This window comes from Bacteroides sp. 14(A) (assembly GCF_000526555.1).
GTDB classification, from domain to species: Bacteria; Bacteroidota; Bacteroidia; order Bacteroidales; family Bacteroidaceae; genus Bacteroides; species Bacteroides cellulosilyticus.
The window spans coordinates 627917-643941 of record NZ_JAGH01000002.1 but is presented as its reverse complement, the minus strand read 5'-3'; the positions used below and the strand labels follow the sequence as shown (position 1 = coordinate 643941).

The 16025-nt window shown below is 42.0% G+C and carries 5 protein-coding genes; 1 reads left to right on the top strand and 4 read right to left on the bottom strand.

What is annotated here, in order from left to right:
• Nucleotides 1-17 precede the first annotated feature (17 nt).
• From K429_RS0110125 to K429_RS0110115, 3 genes are all read right to left on the bottom strand, one after another.
• A complete protein-coding gene (locus tag K429_RS0110125) occupies nt 18-3095 on the bottom strand; it encodes a TonB-dependent receptor (protein ID WP_022209621.1) in 3078 nt (1025 codons plus the stop codon).
• A gap of 34 nt (nt 3096-3129) precedes the next feature.
• Entirely contained in the window at nt 3130-4473 is a 1344-nt protein-coding gene (locus K429_RS0110120; RefSeq protein WP_007216600.1) for an IPT/TIG domain-containing protein, read from the bottom strand.
• Between the two features lie 314 nt (nt 4474-4787).
• Nucleotides 4788-8786 (bottom strand): hybrid sensor histidine kinase/response regulator transcription factor, encoded by a 3999-nt coding sequence (locus K429_RS0110115; protein WP_026366819.1) that lies wholly within the window; start codon nt 8784-8786, stop codon nt 4788-4790.
• 413 nt (nt 8787-9199) lie between these two features.
• On the opposite strand from K429_RS0110115, the gene mutS reads away from it, so the two are divergent.
• Nucleotides 9200-11788, top strand: coding sequence for a DNA mismatch repair protein MutS (mutS, locus tag K429_RS0110110; RefSeq protein ID WP_033160351.1), 2589 nt, complete (start codon nt 9200-9202; stop codon nt 11786-11788).
• A gap of 31 nt (nt 11789-11819) precedes the next feature.
• On the opposite strand, the gene K429_RS0110105 is transcribed toward mutS, so the two are convergent.
• Entirely contained in the window at nt 11820-15893 is a 4074-nt protein-coding gene (locus tag K429_RS0110105; protein WP_026366818.1) for a hybrid sensor histidine kinase/response regulator transcription factor, read from the bottom strand.
• Between the last annotated feature and the right edge of the window lie 132 nt (nt 15894-16025).

Below are 16025 nucleotides of genomic sequence, written 5' to 3'. Positions count from 1 at the left end.
CATATCGTTTTTTAGGTTTAGAACTGAAGATTTGCCTGTATGGTAAATACACGTTGCAGCGGGTATACCGCACCGTTGTCGGATGCTTGTGCCGGATCCCATAGTTTGATCTTGTCCCAGCAGTGAAGATTATCACCGATCAAGCTGATCTGGCAACCTTGCAAGCCGATCTTCTTGAAGCATGGCAGAGTGATGTCATACATAATCTGTACATTCTTCAAGCGTACATAAGATCCGTCTGCAATCCAGAATGTGGATGCCTGATTATTGTTTTTGTTTTCTCCGTAGGTGAGACGCGGAAAACGGGCATTCGGATTCTCCGTGTCTTTGGTTCCGGAATAAGAAGCCGGTGTCCAGCGATTGCTGGCGTCTGCTACAATGCTGAGTACGTTTCCTGTTTGCCCACCGTTGAAAGGGTGAAAACCACTGCCTCCATACAGAAAGTTCACTTGGCCTACTCCTTCAAGCAGGGCACTTACAGTCAGTCTTTTCCAATGGAATTCCAGACCGAAACCGTATTGCAGACGTGGAACATTGGAGTAGCAGATAGGTACTTCATCGTAACTGTCAATTTTACCATCGCCATTGATATCTTTGTATTTGATATCACCTGGCATTACACTGGTTACGAAGGTTTGTTTGGGGCTTGAATCAATATCTGCCTGGTCTTTGAATAGTCCTAAGGCAACTAATCCGCGTTGAGTTCCCCAAGGTGTTCCTTTCCATGCTTGGTAGGGATATTTAATTCCGCTTTGTTCGTATTCAAGCAGTTTATTGTTAGAGTAAGTGAAGTTGGCGCGTCCTGTCAGGCTCATATCATTTTTGAACCGGTAAGTGTATGAGATGTTACCATCCGCTCCCCAACTTTTCATTTCGCCTACGTTTGCCCAAGGCAGCGTAGCCAATCCCATTTCATCGGGAATACTTGCACGTTGCTGGAAAATTCCCGTACGGCGTTCACTGAAAAAGTCGACTGTAAACTCCACACTACTATTAAATAGTTGTCCGTCAATACCTATATCGAACTTCTTTGCTTTTTCCCAGCGTAAGTTTTGGGAAGCCTCCTGGCTTTCTGCTATATTCTTGCCACTTCCCCAGATACCGGCTCCACTACCTTCGGTCATGGTAGAAAGGAACGGAAAACGTGTGTCGTTACCAAGTCGGTCGTTACCTACGATACCATACGAAGCTCTGATCTTGAAGAAATTGATAAAAGACAAGTTCTTCTGCACCCATTCATATTGTGTAGGTACCCAACCTGCTGAGATGGCTGGAAATACGCCGAACTTCTGTCCTTTCTCAAATGCTTCTGAACCGGTATAGCCGATGTTACCTTCCAGGAAATAGGTATCCTTGTAAGAGTAGGTTGCACGCCCAGCCAAACCTGTATACCGTTTTGGGATAGATGCGATAAGTGTTTGCGCTTCACCGGTTATGAAGTCTTCCATATAAAAATCGGCTAATCCGGTTACGCGATGATCATTATTGAACAGGCGGTTATAGTTAACACGGGCGTCAAAATAGATTTTCCGTGTAGACAGATTGGTAGACTCGTATTTATCATCTGTTTTGGCTACTTTTTCTATCAGATTTAAGGAGCCGTCTTTGTTTCTTCCTTGTGCATAGTAGAGCGCCGGAGTTTTTGTTTGAGACTGTGTTAAGGCTGAGTAATTATTGATTGACATGGTGGCTTCTGCCTTCAGACCTTTTATCCATTGGTCAAAATCTTGTTCAAGGCGTAGGCGGATACTACTTGTCGTTTCATTTTTCTTCTTATAACCTGTATAGTTTAGTAAGATATATGGGTTCTGTTGGTCAGCACTGGCACCGTAGGCTGGAAGCGAACCATCCGAATAAAGTACCGGAACGGTCACAGGGGTCAGGTTGGCTTGTGTTTGCCACAAGGCTTTCGTATCATTGGCATATCCGGGGAAAGAATTGGTTACAATCTCTGTTGATAAGCCCAGCTCAATAATAGTACTTTTGGTTAGGTTAGCATCGATATTTGCGCGAAAATTGTATTTATTATAACCTACACTGTTATCATAGTTTTTAATTCCTTTATCTTGCTTATAGATGGCATCCTTATGTTGAAGACCCACACTCATGTAGTAACGTGCATTCGTTCCACCACCATTAATACTAATGTGATGCTGATTGTTCCATACATAATCTTTCAGCATAACATCACGCCAGTTTACATTGGGATATAAATCCGGGTCCAGTCCTGTTTCTATCAGGTTTAACTCGGCATTACTGTATACGGGACGTCCACCTCGTACGACGGAGGCTTCGTTGGCTAGTTGTGCGTACGTATATCCGTCCACATATTCGGGATTGCGTGCAGAATAGGAAAGCCCGACATTACTTTTCACACTGATATTCAGTTTACCCGATTTACCGCGCTTTGTTGTAACGAGTACCACACCGTTGGCACCGCGTACACCATATACAGCTGTAGAGGAAGCATCTTTCAGGATGGTGAAGCTTTCAATATCGGCAGGATCAAGTATATTCAGGTCGCCTTCCACACCGTCAATCAACACTAAAGCGGATGCACCTGCACCGAAAGTACTGATACCACGAATCCAGAATTCAGAAAAGTCATTGCCAGGCTCGCCGCTTCGGGTTACGGCAATGATGCCCGGTACACGACCTCCCAGCATGTTTGTTACCGAGGATGAAGGAACCTGTAAATCGGATGCCTTTACGTTAGTTACCGCACCTACTACCGAGATTTTACGTTGAGTACCGCGACCTACAATCACTACCTCATCGGTTTCATTTACAATTTCTTTCAGTGCAATCTTTTGCTTGGTTTTATTTCCGTTTACCACCAGTTCCTGGGGTGCATAACCTATGTAGGTAAACACCAATACTGTATTGGCGGGAACATTGTCCATGCGGAAATTACCATCAACATCCGTGATAGCTCCTTTGGAGGGATTGTTTTTATATTGAATCGTAACACCGGGTAATTCTTCACCTTGCTCCGTCATCACAATACCGGATACGGTGAAACCATTCTGTGCGGCAAGTGGAAACACACTTGCAAACAATAGGAATGAAAGTATAAGGAAAAATCTATTTTTCATATATTAGTTTATTTATTGATTTACGGGAAGGAGTTTATTCTATAGCGAGTTTACGCACATTCAATCCTGCACCTCCGGCTATATAGAAGTTTTCTTCAGAATCCATAGCTATATCTTTGGGATATAGGAATGTACATTCCAGTGGGAGTCCGTCTGTTTCAGTCTCGCCCGACATGGTGCCACCAGCAGCAATTGTTACGTAGCCATCCGGGTAGGATATCTTTCGGATGGATTGTCCGCCTGCGTTTACTACATATATGTTGCCCTCATTGTCAACAGTTACTCCATTTGGCCAGGCAAACTGTATGTCTTCCCGATAACCTTCCGTATTGGTTTGATTAGGCCAGCCGTTTCCGGCATATCTTTCGTCCGACCATGTGCCGTCAGCGTTCTGTTTAATCCGGTATACAGCATGTGTCCTGTCTTCTGCAAAATAGAAGCAATCTTCTACACGGCTATAAGCCAGATAGCTACAATGGTCGGAAACCCAAGCTTCAAAGTCCCAGCGGTGTTCAAGGAGTTTTTCTACTTTGTACTGTCCGCTATCATCTTTTTCTGTCAGATTGATACGTACGAAGATCCCCAGGTGATTTCTTGTATAGAGGTATTTTTCTTCATCGTCAATAATGCAGGACCAGGTTTCACCATTGTTGGCGGATAATTCGGTGATACCTTCGCGCAATAGCTCCGGCTGCCAGCTATTTTCACGGCGCAGGATATATACTTTAGCTGATTTGACATCAATAAAGTACATTTTATCACGGGTTTTATTGATTGCAGGTTTACCTGCTTTGAATCCGCTTATCAGGGTTGTAACCAGGTTCTCGCTCTCTGAAATCAGGCGTACCCGTTGTTTATCCGACTCTACTGCTACAATGTTATCTCCTGCCACTATACCGACAGCAAATACATTATTGAATAGTGCATCGTAGATGTTTCCATCGGTATCTCCTCTTTTATTGTAGGTTCCGCAAACTGTAGAAACTTTCTGTACCTGCGTGTAGGCAAATGTCTTGTCGATGGTAAGCTCTTTATCGCCTACAACGACTTTAACAGAATTATTACCGCCTGGTTGTTTTGGTACGGTACAGTAAATAGAAGTTCCGTCACTTGATATGATGTTAGCCTCTTTGGTATCGGCAAAGATCACTTTCATCTTGGATAGGTCTGTACCGAAGTTTCCCTGAACAATGATTTTGTCACCTATTCCTCCTTTTTCCGGGATAAAGCCGGTCAGTGCCTGAGGCTTTGAGGGATCATACTTGTTGGTGATGACGGGATGTTTCACGATGTCTTCATTGCTACAACTGCTGATGAAGAACAGGGCCAGCAACAGCCAGCTTTTTCTTTGGATTGATTTAAGAAATTTGTCTTTCATATATATTATTATTAAAAGGATTGGTCACTGAAACTCTTTATCCTTGTTGTTGATTTACGGTCTTTAAGGCCGATGCAAATAAATATAGAAAAGAACAGGGAGGAGTACTCAAATGAAGCAGAAAGGGGTACAGAGCGGGGAATGCGTTATTTGTATACCTTAACTGCGTCAAAAATACACTTGTTGCTGGAGAGGGATTTTGTTGTAGTATAGGGGAAAGCAAATAATAAAGTAGCAATTGGTTGGAGGAATTCAAAACGGAAAATGAAAGGAATAAAATGATGAGCAATAAACTCCGCCAACGGGTAAGTCGTTTATTTATCTTCTTCCTTTTTCTGATATTCGGTAGGCGTCACGTCAAATTCCTTTTTAAAACACTTCGTGAAATACTTTGGATTGCTGAAACCAACCGCATAGGCAACCTCGGAGACATTAATGAAAGGCTTTTTCAGGAGTGTACATGCATGTTTAAGCCGGATGTTTCGAATAAACTCTACTGGGGAGAGACCGGTCATTGCTTTCATTTTTCTATTTAGAGTGGACTTGGAAACGTTGAGTTCAGAGGCAAAAGTATCTATATCAAATTCGGTTTCAATCAGATGTTGCTCTATACATTCGATGGCTTTTTCCAGGAACTGCTCGTCAGTACTCTGATATTCCAGTGCTACAACATTGATTTCCGTATCGACTCTGAACTTCTCTTGTCGCTTCTGGTTGGATTTCATCAGATTGTCAATGCGTGCATTAAGCATTTTCATATCGAATGGTTTCGTCAGGTATCCGTTTGCTCCTGCATTGAAACATCTCACTTGGTCTTCCACTGAACTTTTTGCCGTAAGCATCAATACCGGTATATGGCTGGTGTTGATGTCCTGTTTCATTGTTGCACAGAGCTCGATTCCATCCATTTCGGGCATCATATAGTCGCTGACCATCAGGTCTACGTCTTCGCTTCTTACAATTTCCAATGCTTTTTTTCCATTCGTAGCAGTGAGTATATTGTAGTGTGTTGCCAACTTTCTTTTCATCAATAGCAGGAACTCTTCATTGTCATCTACCAATAATATCGTATCTTCTTTCTCTTCTGTATCTTCTGTTGCTTCATTCGGTACTGTTGACGGTATTTCACTGGTTTCGATAATGTCCTTTATTTCCGGATAATAATTCCGGTCGATAGGGATTAGAACAGTGAATCTGGAACCTTCTCCGATGCTGCTTTCTACCTGGATGTCTCCTTTATGTAAGGTCACCAGTTTCTTGGTTAATGAAAGCCCTACACCGTTTGATTGAGGTGCATAAGCTGTTTTGTTCACATAGAATGGAGTGAATATCTTGGATATTTCTTTCTGGTCTATGCCGATTCCTTCATCCTGTACCTCTATCCGGAGGAATCGGGAATTATCCTTTTGCAGAGTCGATACATTCAGCTCTACTTTTTTATCGGCAGGTGTATATTTGGCCGCATTCGAGAGTATATTGTACAGAACCTTGTCTATTTTGTCAAAGTCCATATATCCCCAAATGTCTTTTTCTTCCAGATGAAGACTGAAATGAAGGTTTTTCTTTTCAATGATCGGTCGTATGCCTGTATGGTAGATTTCACGGATGAAGCTGCTGATATTGCCATAGGTAGGGGTGAGTACAAACGAGTCGTTTTCTACTTTCCGAAAATCTAGCACTTGCTGGATTAAGCGTTTTAAGCGGAGCACATTACTTTTCAATATATGTACATCTTCCTGTGGAGATGCCTTTGTTTCTTCCAAATCATCTGCTACGCAGCTGATGGTAGTGAGCGGGGTGAGCAGTTCATGACTTATATGGGTGAAATATTCCAGTTTAGTCTTGGTCAGTTCTTTCTGGAATCTAACCTGGTCGGACCGTCTTATCCTGTGCAGGTAATAGAACATGATGGAATAAAGGATCAGAATGATGAGAGTTATATAGGTACCGTATGCCCACCATGTTTCGTACCAAGCCGGCTTTTTATAGATACGTAGTTCTGTGACGTCGTCTTTCCAGTAGCCGTATTCATCTGTAGAGCGTACCTTGAAAGTATGATATCCTTTAGGAATTTTATTGTAGAAAGCCGACCGATTACCGGTTTCGGTGTATACCCACTCTTTGTCCACACCATCCATCTTGTAGGCGTATCTTATTCTCGACGTTGCTGTAAATTGAAGAGCGGAGAAGAAGATTTCAAGATTGTTATCTTCGGGCTCCAACCAGATGCTTCGGGTTGATAAATCATTCGACTGGCGTTGGGGATTGAAGAAGAAAGAATTATTGGATACTTTGATATCTGTTATGATGACCGGATTGGAATTGATCTTCTTAGATGGGAATTTTGAGGAAGCCATCGATACAAAGCCACCATGCCCACCGGCATAAAGCTTGCCGTTGAACAAGTCTATGACGTCCTTCTTGAACGAGTTTATCTGAACGGATTCGTCTGAATTTGAATAATGAATGTATCTATCTGACTGGATATCATAGGCAGTCAATTGTCGGTTTGTTAGTATCCAAAGGGTATTCCTGTCATGTTTCATCCCTAAAATAGACTGTCCGGTCATTCCGCATGAGTTGCTGAAGTCCTTCATTATCTCTGAGTTGAGATCCATTTGCAGGATGGAACCTTGAGTAGTGGCAATCCATAAATGATTTTCCTGGATCACTATCTTGTCAATATTGTTACTGGGTAAGGATGAATTCTGGGTTGAGTATTGTTTAATCGGTTTCAGTTTATCCCCTAAAGAAACCTTATGTAAACCGGAATCTTCGGTTGCTAACCAGATGTTACCGTGTCTGTCTTCTGCAATAGATGTAATGTTGGGCAGAGAGAATTCGGGGATGATAAAGTCTTTGCTGTCCGGTTTTAGATAGAGCTGTCCGGTGGTAGCTACCCATAAATTCCCCTTACTGTCTTCATACATGGATGTAATGTTGCCAGTAGTTCCTTTTGGTGTATATAAGTCCTTTGCCAGTAGGTACTCAATTTCTCTTTTACTGTTTAGTTTTGCCTTGTAGAGGGTGGGTTGGTCTCTGCATCCCAGCCAGAATTCTCCCGGCTGTTTCGAACGGAGGATATATCCTATATTATGCACTCCGGAATTTGTATTCGAGTAGTCATAGAATTTATCTTGTTCTATGTCATACCAGCAGAGTCCCCAACGTTCCTGATTGAACCAGAGCCCGTTGTTGGGGTCAATACCCAGAGTGGTTATATTCGTGTCGAAACCTACATGTCTTTTCAGTTTGGGCAAGAAGTTATTAGCTATGGCAGGATTTCCCATTAGCAAGTGATACCCGCTGTCATAGGCCCCGGCCCAAAGGTTGCCTTCCCTGTCTTTGATGATCTGGCTGAACATTTTGTTATAATCGAACATATACGAGCTGAGGTCCACTTTTTCCAGATGTCCGTCCGCCACTTTGAAAGCATAAAGTTCGTGGTAGCCGAATATCCATATATAGCCGTAAACATCATCTTGTACTACACTGAAGAAGGCGGTTTCAGGCTGGTGCAGTTTTTCATTGAAGATTTCTTGATGCGTGTACATTCTATCCTCTGTTGCATCCGGATGAAAACGGTAGATACCGTCTCCCCAAGTCAATATCCAATATTGGTCATCTTTGTCCTGAAATATTTTAAACGGATTATTATTCGCTCCGAGTGTAGGGAAACTCATAAATGTATCTGTATTCTTGAGATACTTATATAAACCTCCTCCCCATGTGCATACCCATATATTGCCGAAATGATCTTCATATATTGAGTTTATACCATTATTGGGAACCGCCGGGATCAAATTTCCGTAGCGCTTCTTCAATGAATAGTCTGAATTATAGTGAGAAACCTGATTACGGGTACATATCCATAGTTCTTTCCGGCTATCTACCAACATGAAGTTTATCCATGTATTCTGGATTTCTGTATCTGGGAATGGCCGTATCTGATAGTTGCTTTTATCCACCAAATTAACCCCCTGTCTTGTTCCTACCAGCAGGCAATTATCATCTTCAGCAAAACACCAGATGAAGTCATCGGTTAATAAATGAGGCTGGTTAAAGTCTGATTTGAAAGTCTGGAGTTGGTATCCGTCATATCGTCCTAAGCCGTTTTTAGTTCCTAACCAGATGAACCCATTCTGATCCTGATGTAAGTCTATTACTTCATTGGAAGGCAGCTGCTCCAGAAAAGGCATTTGTTTGGCTATTATTTGCTGTGCATATGAGGAAATGCTCATTAATAGGAAGATGACAATGAGAAAGGGGGATACATATATCTGAATTTCTGTACGATGAATTCTGTTTTCCATAATGTTACAAGGTATTTTCTTTGGTGGCGATTGCAAAAATAGGGTATTATTGGCAATACTTCAATCAAAATGGTATTTTTGTGAACCTCCCTGTAAAGTATGGGCATAAAAAAAGGAGTACCGCTGTACTCCAACCTTTGTTAACCTTAAATCTAATACTATGAAAAACACAGTGCAAAGATACGGACTTCTGAGATATCTGCAAATAAAACAAATAAAAAAGAGTGTTTTATAACATGTTTTAGTAAAACTGTTGTTTTTGTTAAGGCTTACTAAGGATTTGAGTCCCCCCAGTACTTGTTTTCTAAAAAAGAATTATCTTTGCATGGCTGCGAAAATAGCTGCACTTTTGCATATTAATAAATTTATAAAGAACAACTACTGTGAGCGAAGAAGATATTGTCCTTACCCCGATGATGAAACAGTTCTTGGACCTGAAAGCCAAGCATCCTGATGCCGTTATGCTGTTTCGTTGCGGCGACTTCTATGAAACTTATTCTACTGATGCTGTTGTTGCAGCCGAAATCCTGGGAATTACCCTGACTAAGCGTGCCAATGGTAAAGGAAAGACTGTTGAAATGGCGGGATTCCCTCATCATGCACTGGATACGTATCTGCCTAAACTGGTACGTGCCGGGAAGCGTGTAGCCATCTGTGACCAGTTGGAAGACCCGAAAATGACCAAGAAACTGGTGAAGCGGGGTATTACGGAACTGGTAACTCCCGGTGTTTCCATCAATGATAATATACTGAATTACCGGGAGAATAACTTCCTGGCTGCCGTACATTTTGGTAAGGGAACGTGCGGTGTGGCATTTCTCGATATATCTACGGGTGAGTTTCTTACAGCAGAAGGGCCTTTCGACTATGTAGACAAGCTATTGAATAACTTCGCGCCCAAAGAAGTACTTTTTGAACGTGGTAAGCGGGGGATGTTCGAGGGAAATTTCGGAAGTAAGTTCTTTACTTTCGAACTAGACGACTGGGTATTTACAGAGACCACCGCCCGGGAGAAACTTCTGAAGCATTTTGAAACGAAGAATCTGAAAGGTTTTGGTGTAGAGCATCTCAAGAATGGTATCATCGCTTCGGGAGCCATCCTGCAATATCTCATTATGACGCAGCATACCCAAATCGGGCATATCACTTCTTTGGCACGTATTGAAGAAGATAAATACGTCCGTCTGGATAAATTCACGGTCCGTAGCCTTGAGCTGATAGGCAGCATGAATGATGGAGGCAGCAGCTTGCTGAACGTGATTGATAAGACTATCAGTCCGATGGGTGCCCGTTTGCTGAAGCGCTGGTTGGTGTTTCCGTTGAAAGATGTACTGCCTATCAATGAACGCTTGAATGTAGTGGAATATTTTTTCCGTCAGCCGGATTTCAAAGAACTGATCGAAGAACAGTTGCATTTGATAGGTGATCTGGAACGTATCATCTCTAAAGTGGCTGTAGGACGTGTTTCTCCTCGTGAAGTAGTTGCATTAAAGGTAGCTTTGCAGGCTATTGAGCCTATTAAGGAAGCTTGTCTGGAGGCGGATAATGCTAGTCTGAACCGTATCGGTGAACAACTGAATATCTGTAAGTCCATTCGTGACCGCATTGAAAAAGAGATTAATAATGATCCTCCGTTGCTGATAAACAAAGGTGGTGTTATGAAGTCAGGCGTCAATGCCGAATTGGATGAATTACGCCAGATAGCTTATTCCGGTAAAGATTATCTGCTACAGATACAGCAACGGGAAAGTGAACTGACTGAAATTCCCAGTCTGAAAATTGGTTACAACAATGTATTCGGTTACTATATTGAAGTGCGCAATACACATAAGGATAAGGTACCACAGGAGTGGATACGTAAACAGACCTTGGCCAATGCCGAACGTTACATTACACAAGAGCTGAAAGAGTACGAAGAGAAAATTCTCGGCGCCGAAGATAAGATATTGATACTGGAAACCCAGCTCTACATGGAATTGGTGCAGGCTCTAAGTGAGTTTATTCCTGCCATTCAGGTGAATGCAAACCAGATCGCGCGTCTGGACTGTTTGCTGTCTTTTGCCAATGTGGCACGTGAGAATAACTATATACGTCCTGTCATCGAAGATAACGATGTTCTGGATATCCGCCAGGGACGACATCCGGTTATCGAGAAGCAACTTCCCATAGGAGAGAAGTACATTGCCAATGATGTGGTGCTGGATAGTAGCTCGCAACAGATCATCATCATTACCGGTCCGAACATGGCGGGTAAGTCTGCATTGCTGAGACAGACGGCGTTGATAACGCTACTGGCGCAGATTGGCAGCTTCGTACCTGCTGAGAGTGCACATATCGGTTTGGTAGATAAGATATTTACCCGTGTAGGTGCCAGTGATAATATCTCTGTCGGAGAGTCTACTTTCATGGTGGAAATGAACGAGGCGGCTGATATTTTGAATAACCTTTCTTCGCGCAGTCTGGTGCTTTTTGACGAGTTGGGACGAGGTACGTCTACGTACGACGGTATTTCTATTGCCTGGGCAATTGTAGAGCATATCCATGAACACCCTAAAGCCAAGGCACGTACGTTGTTTGCTACGCACTATCACGAGTTGAACGAGATGGAGAAAAGCTTCAAGCGTATCAAGAACTACAATGTTTCCGTTAAGGAGGTGGATAATAAGGTCATTTTCCTGCGTAAACTGGAACGTGGCGGTAGTGAACACTCCTTTGGTATCCATGTGGCAAAGATGGCAGGTATGCCGAAAAGTATCGTAAAACGTGCGAATGACATTCTGAAACAGCTTGAGGCGGACAATCGTCAGCAAGGTATTGCAAGTAAGCCGATGGCGGAAGTAGGAGAGACGCGTGGCGGTATGCAGCTTAGCTTTTTCCAGCTAGAAGATCCTGTGCTCTGCCAGATACGTGACGAGATTTTGAATTTAGATGTGAATAATCTGACCCCGCTGGAGGCATTGAATAAATTGAATGATATTAAGAGGATTGTAAAAGGGAAGTAAAGCTTCCCTTTTTTATTCTTATCCAGTGACGCTATTCGTTGATAGAATCCATATCTGTCAATTCTTTCTTCACACTATCCTTCTGCTGTTCCCTATATTGGCGTGGTGGCATACCGAAACGCTGGGAGAATAACTTATAGAACGTTCCGCGGTTATTGAAACCTGTCTTGTCCATAATTTCCTCAATGGTATAGTTCTTTGTCAGCAACAGTCGCTCGGCCATTGTGAGGCGATATTCTTTGATGATATCAGCAGGAGATTTGTCTGTTATAGGTTTTAATTTACGGTAGAACTGACGGGTGCTATAGCCCAGGTCACTGCTCAATAGTTCAACGGATAAGTCAGGGTTTGTGATATTCTTTTCTATGGTTTCTATCACCTTATCCAGGAATTCCTGATCTTCTTTGTGGATACAGTTCCCGTTTTCCACTTTGAATGAACTGAATATGGAACTATAATATTCTTTCAGGTCCGATTCTCTTTTAATCAATCGGTAGACTACTTTCTCTAAGTATTTTACATTGAAAGGTTTCGTCACATACACTTCTGCACCAGCCTCAATGCCTTTCACCTGATCGTCTTCGTGATGAAGGGCAGACAGTAGAATGAGTGGAATATGGCTCCATAACTTGTTTTGCTTGATTTTCTGGGCAAAGGAAAGCCCGTCTATTTCAGGCATCATCACATCTGAAATAATCAGATCCGGCTGCTTCAGTTCCAGGCTGGTCAAAGCTTCTGCAGCGTTATTGAAAGATAATACATTGTATTTATCTACAAATATTTCCGAGACGAACCATAACATAGAAGGATCGTCGTCAATGATCATAACCGTGTGCTTGGAAGTGTCAAAATTAACAGTGGTCTGTTCCAGTTCCATGGGCTCCGTATTTGTATTCAGAGGTCCTGTTGCATACACTTTTTGGGGTGTTTCTGCTTCCTGTGCAGTGGGCGATAGTTCCGGTAAAGTGACTGTAAATGTAGTTATCTCATTCTGAATACTGCTGACATTGATTTCACCGTTCAACAGAGTAACCATATTCTTACAAATAGCCAATCCCAGCCCATTCCGTGAATTCTTGCCATTCATTTCAAAAGAATCCAATATCTTATAGCGATCGAATATCTTTGCAAGATTCTCTTTCGCTATCCCCTTTCCTGAGTTGGATATATTAAGGGTTAGAAGCTGGTTTTCTACTTTCAGACCGATGGTGATATTCCCTTCTTCCGGAGTATATTTGAAGGCATTTGAGATCAGGTTATTGACGATCTTACTGAAACAACTGATATCCGTATTCCATTCAATGTCCGGTTCAATATCCAACCGATAGTTCAGATTCTTATTTTCAGCCAATTCACAGAAGGATTCCGCTATGTTCCGGAGTTTGTCTGATACGGATAATCTTTGGATAGAAAGCACCTTATGACCGGTTTCCAGCCTGCGGAATTCCAGCAGTTCCAGAATCAAGCCATTCAGTTTTTCTGTATTCTGCTGTATCATCTTCCCGTATTTGCGGATGTACGAATCAGATTGCGGGTAGGCAAGTATCTTTTCGCACGGACCATAAATCAGCGTCAGTGGCGTACAGAATTCATGAGTGATGTTGGTAAAGAAGCGCAGCTTGGATTCATAGACTTCTTCTTTCTTTTCCCGGTTCAATTTCTCAATCATGCGGTGCTGCTTCCGGCGGTATTGATGAACTATCCTGTAAACAGCAAGAATGCAGAACAAAGCGATTAATATGAAATAGAGAATATATGCCCAATTACTTAAATACCAGGGAGGAGTAATCTGAATCAGAAGTTTCTGCGGTTCGCACTCTTTTCCATTCATGTTATTCTTGTATTTCACTAACAAAGTATATTGTCCGGGTGCAAGATTGGAGAAGATGGCGCTGGCCGATGTTCCACTTTCTATCCATTGGCTGCTTACTTCGTCCAATTTGTAAGAATAAGAGTAATTGTTACCATTTATATAATCTATTGCCATAAAGTCGATGCAGAAGAAGTTCCGGCTATAATCCAGCTGAAGTATCTTCTTTCCTTTTTTGTCGTGGAGAAAATCATGAATATTGTATTCTTTTCCGAAGATAGATAATCCCTTTAGGTTTATTTGAGGCATATAGTCTGCCATAATATAAGCATTAGGCTTGACGGTAACAAATCCGTTTGTCCCTCCGAAGAATAAAGTTTCGGTCCGCGAGTCTTTATAGAAAGCTCCATCACTGAATTCAGTGACTTCCAGTCCGTTTTCCCGGTCGTAAGTCTGCCCGGTATTGGTTTTAGGATTGAACTTTACCAGTCCTTGATTCGTGCTGATCCAAAGGTTATTTTGCTGGTCTTCCAAAATGCCATGTACTGTGTTGTTTGAGAAAAGGTCAGCCCTGTCATGATAATGTGAGTAATCTTCATTGAAGTGAAGTAGTCCGGAACTGGTTCCCAGCCAATATCCTTTCTCATTTTTATAAATGGCGAAAATATCATTGGCTGTCTGACTGTTCACTACATTATCAAACCTGTATGGAGTTAGCTGTTCGGTTTCGACATTGAGCCGGTAGGCTCCATAGCCACGATTACCGAACCAAAGGATAGAATCATTCTCCTGGAAGGAGGTAAAGAAATAATTGGAAGCCATACGCCCGTCATCCAGAACAATTCTGGTAGCCGATTTAACGGAAGGAGAGCTACCGGCTTTATCCAAAATAACTTTTACGATACCTTCACCTACAGTGGATACCCATAAAGTGGTATCATTTAATTCGTTGATGGAGTGTACATATTTCACCTTCTTTCCATCGGCTATCACTGTAAACGCTTTCAGTTGTTTATTCTGGTATGAATAGTAGTTAAGCCCGTTTTCCGTTCCAATCCATAGCCTGTTCGCAGAACCGGGGGCAAAGCAATAGACGGTGTTGTCGGTTAAGGTACTGTTGCTGATGGAGATCCGGTCGAAAGAAACTGCTGCATTGGTTTCCGGAGAATAATTCCTGATACGCAATATACCTCCTCCTTTGGTTCCTATCCATAAGGTTTGTTCCTCGTCGTAGTAAACGGTACGTACGGGGTTGTTTATCTGGTATACAGGAGTATCCAGCAGTGTATTGGTAATGGAGAAAGCATCATTGAAATACATGTATACCCCTTGTCCGTCTGTTCCTATCCAAACAATATCCTGATATTTGTCCTTCATCAGACAGAAGATGCCGGAATGGATTTCTGTATCTTGCATCTGGTATTTTATTTTCTGATCGGACATATATTTCAATACGATCAATCCGCTACTTTTGAAGCCAATGTAATAGTCGTTTTGTTGTTTGATGATGGAAGAAACTTCTCCGCGTGTTTCGACTTCTGCTTTGAGATCTGCAATAAAGTATTGCTGTTGATTTCCGAAGTCATATTCATAGAGTGAGTAGGTCTTATCGATGAAATAGACCAGGTCTTCTTCTGCGAATGCCCATAATAACTGTTCGGAATGTTTGAAAAGATTGTTTGGGGTGAGGGCTATCTCTTCTTTATTCTTGATTATCTGATAGCTGCGGGTGTCATTATTCGAAGTGAATACCCATAGAATATTGTTTTTGTCGATGATAGTGGATAATACGTGTCCGAATGCTATTTGAGGTACTTCCAACTTTTGGAAGAGTTGTTTTTCCGGTTGATAGTAATAGATATATCCGTCGTCTTTTACAATGAAAAGGTCATTATCCCTGCTTTTTGCCATATAGTTCTTGTCTTTGAACTCCGTAAAGCTTTTGGATATCTGGAGTTTGGTATCCAGACGGTCCAGTCCATAGTTGGTCTGTATCCATAATACATCCTTTTCAGTCTCCATGATGTCGTTAATCAGGTTTCCGGATAATGGGGCTTTCGTCGGGTTGACAGGATTATATACATGGATATTGGTGCCGTCGAAAATATTCAGACCATCACATGAACCGATCCAGATGACTCCCTGATGATCCTGGTAAAGGGATAAGATAGCACTGTTGGATAAGCCGTTTTTGTTTGAAAATTGCCGTAGACTGTATGCATGAATCAAATGCGGAAAGCAGCATAAGATGCAGATAAGCAGTGAAACTTGAGGGAAGTAGTGTTTGTTTTTCATATCTGTATATCGGACTAATTAGGTATTGCAAAGATAGAGATTTATGGTAGGATATGGTTGGGAAGCATAGAAAAAAGAGTAATACTTTTCTGACTTTTTTGTGCGTTTTACAGCCATAGCCATGTAATTACA

Coding starts and splice junctions, on each gene's coding strand:
- mutS (WP_033160351.1), top strand. CDS start 9,200: ATGATGAAACAGTTCTTGGACCTGAAAGCCAAGCATCCTGATGCCGTT.
- K429_RS0110120 (WP_007216600.1), bottom strand. CDS start 4,473: ATGAAAGACAAATTTCTTAAATCAATCCAAAGAAAAAGCTGGCTGTTG.
- K429_RS0110105 (WP_026366818.1), bottom strand. CDS start 15,893: ATGAAAAACAAACACTACTTCCCTCAAGTTTCACTGCTTATCTGCATC.
- K429_RS0110125 (WP_022209621.1), bottom strand. CDS start 3,095: ATGAAAAATAGATTTTTCCTTATACTTTCATTCCTATTGTTTGCAAGT.
- K429_RS0110115 (WP_026366819.1), bottom strand. CDS start 8,786: ATGGAAAACAGAATTCATCGTACAGAAATTCAGATATATGTATCCCCC.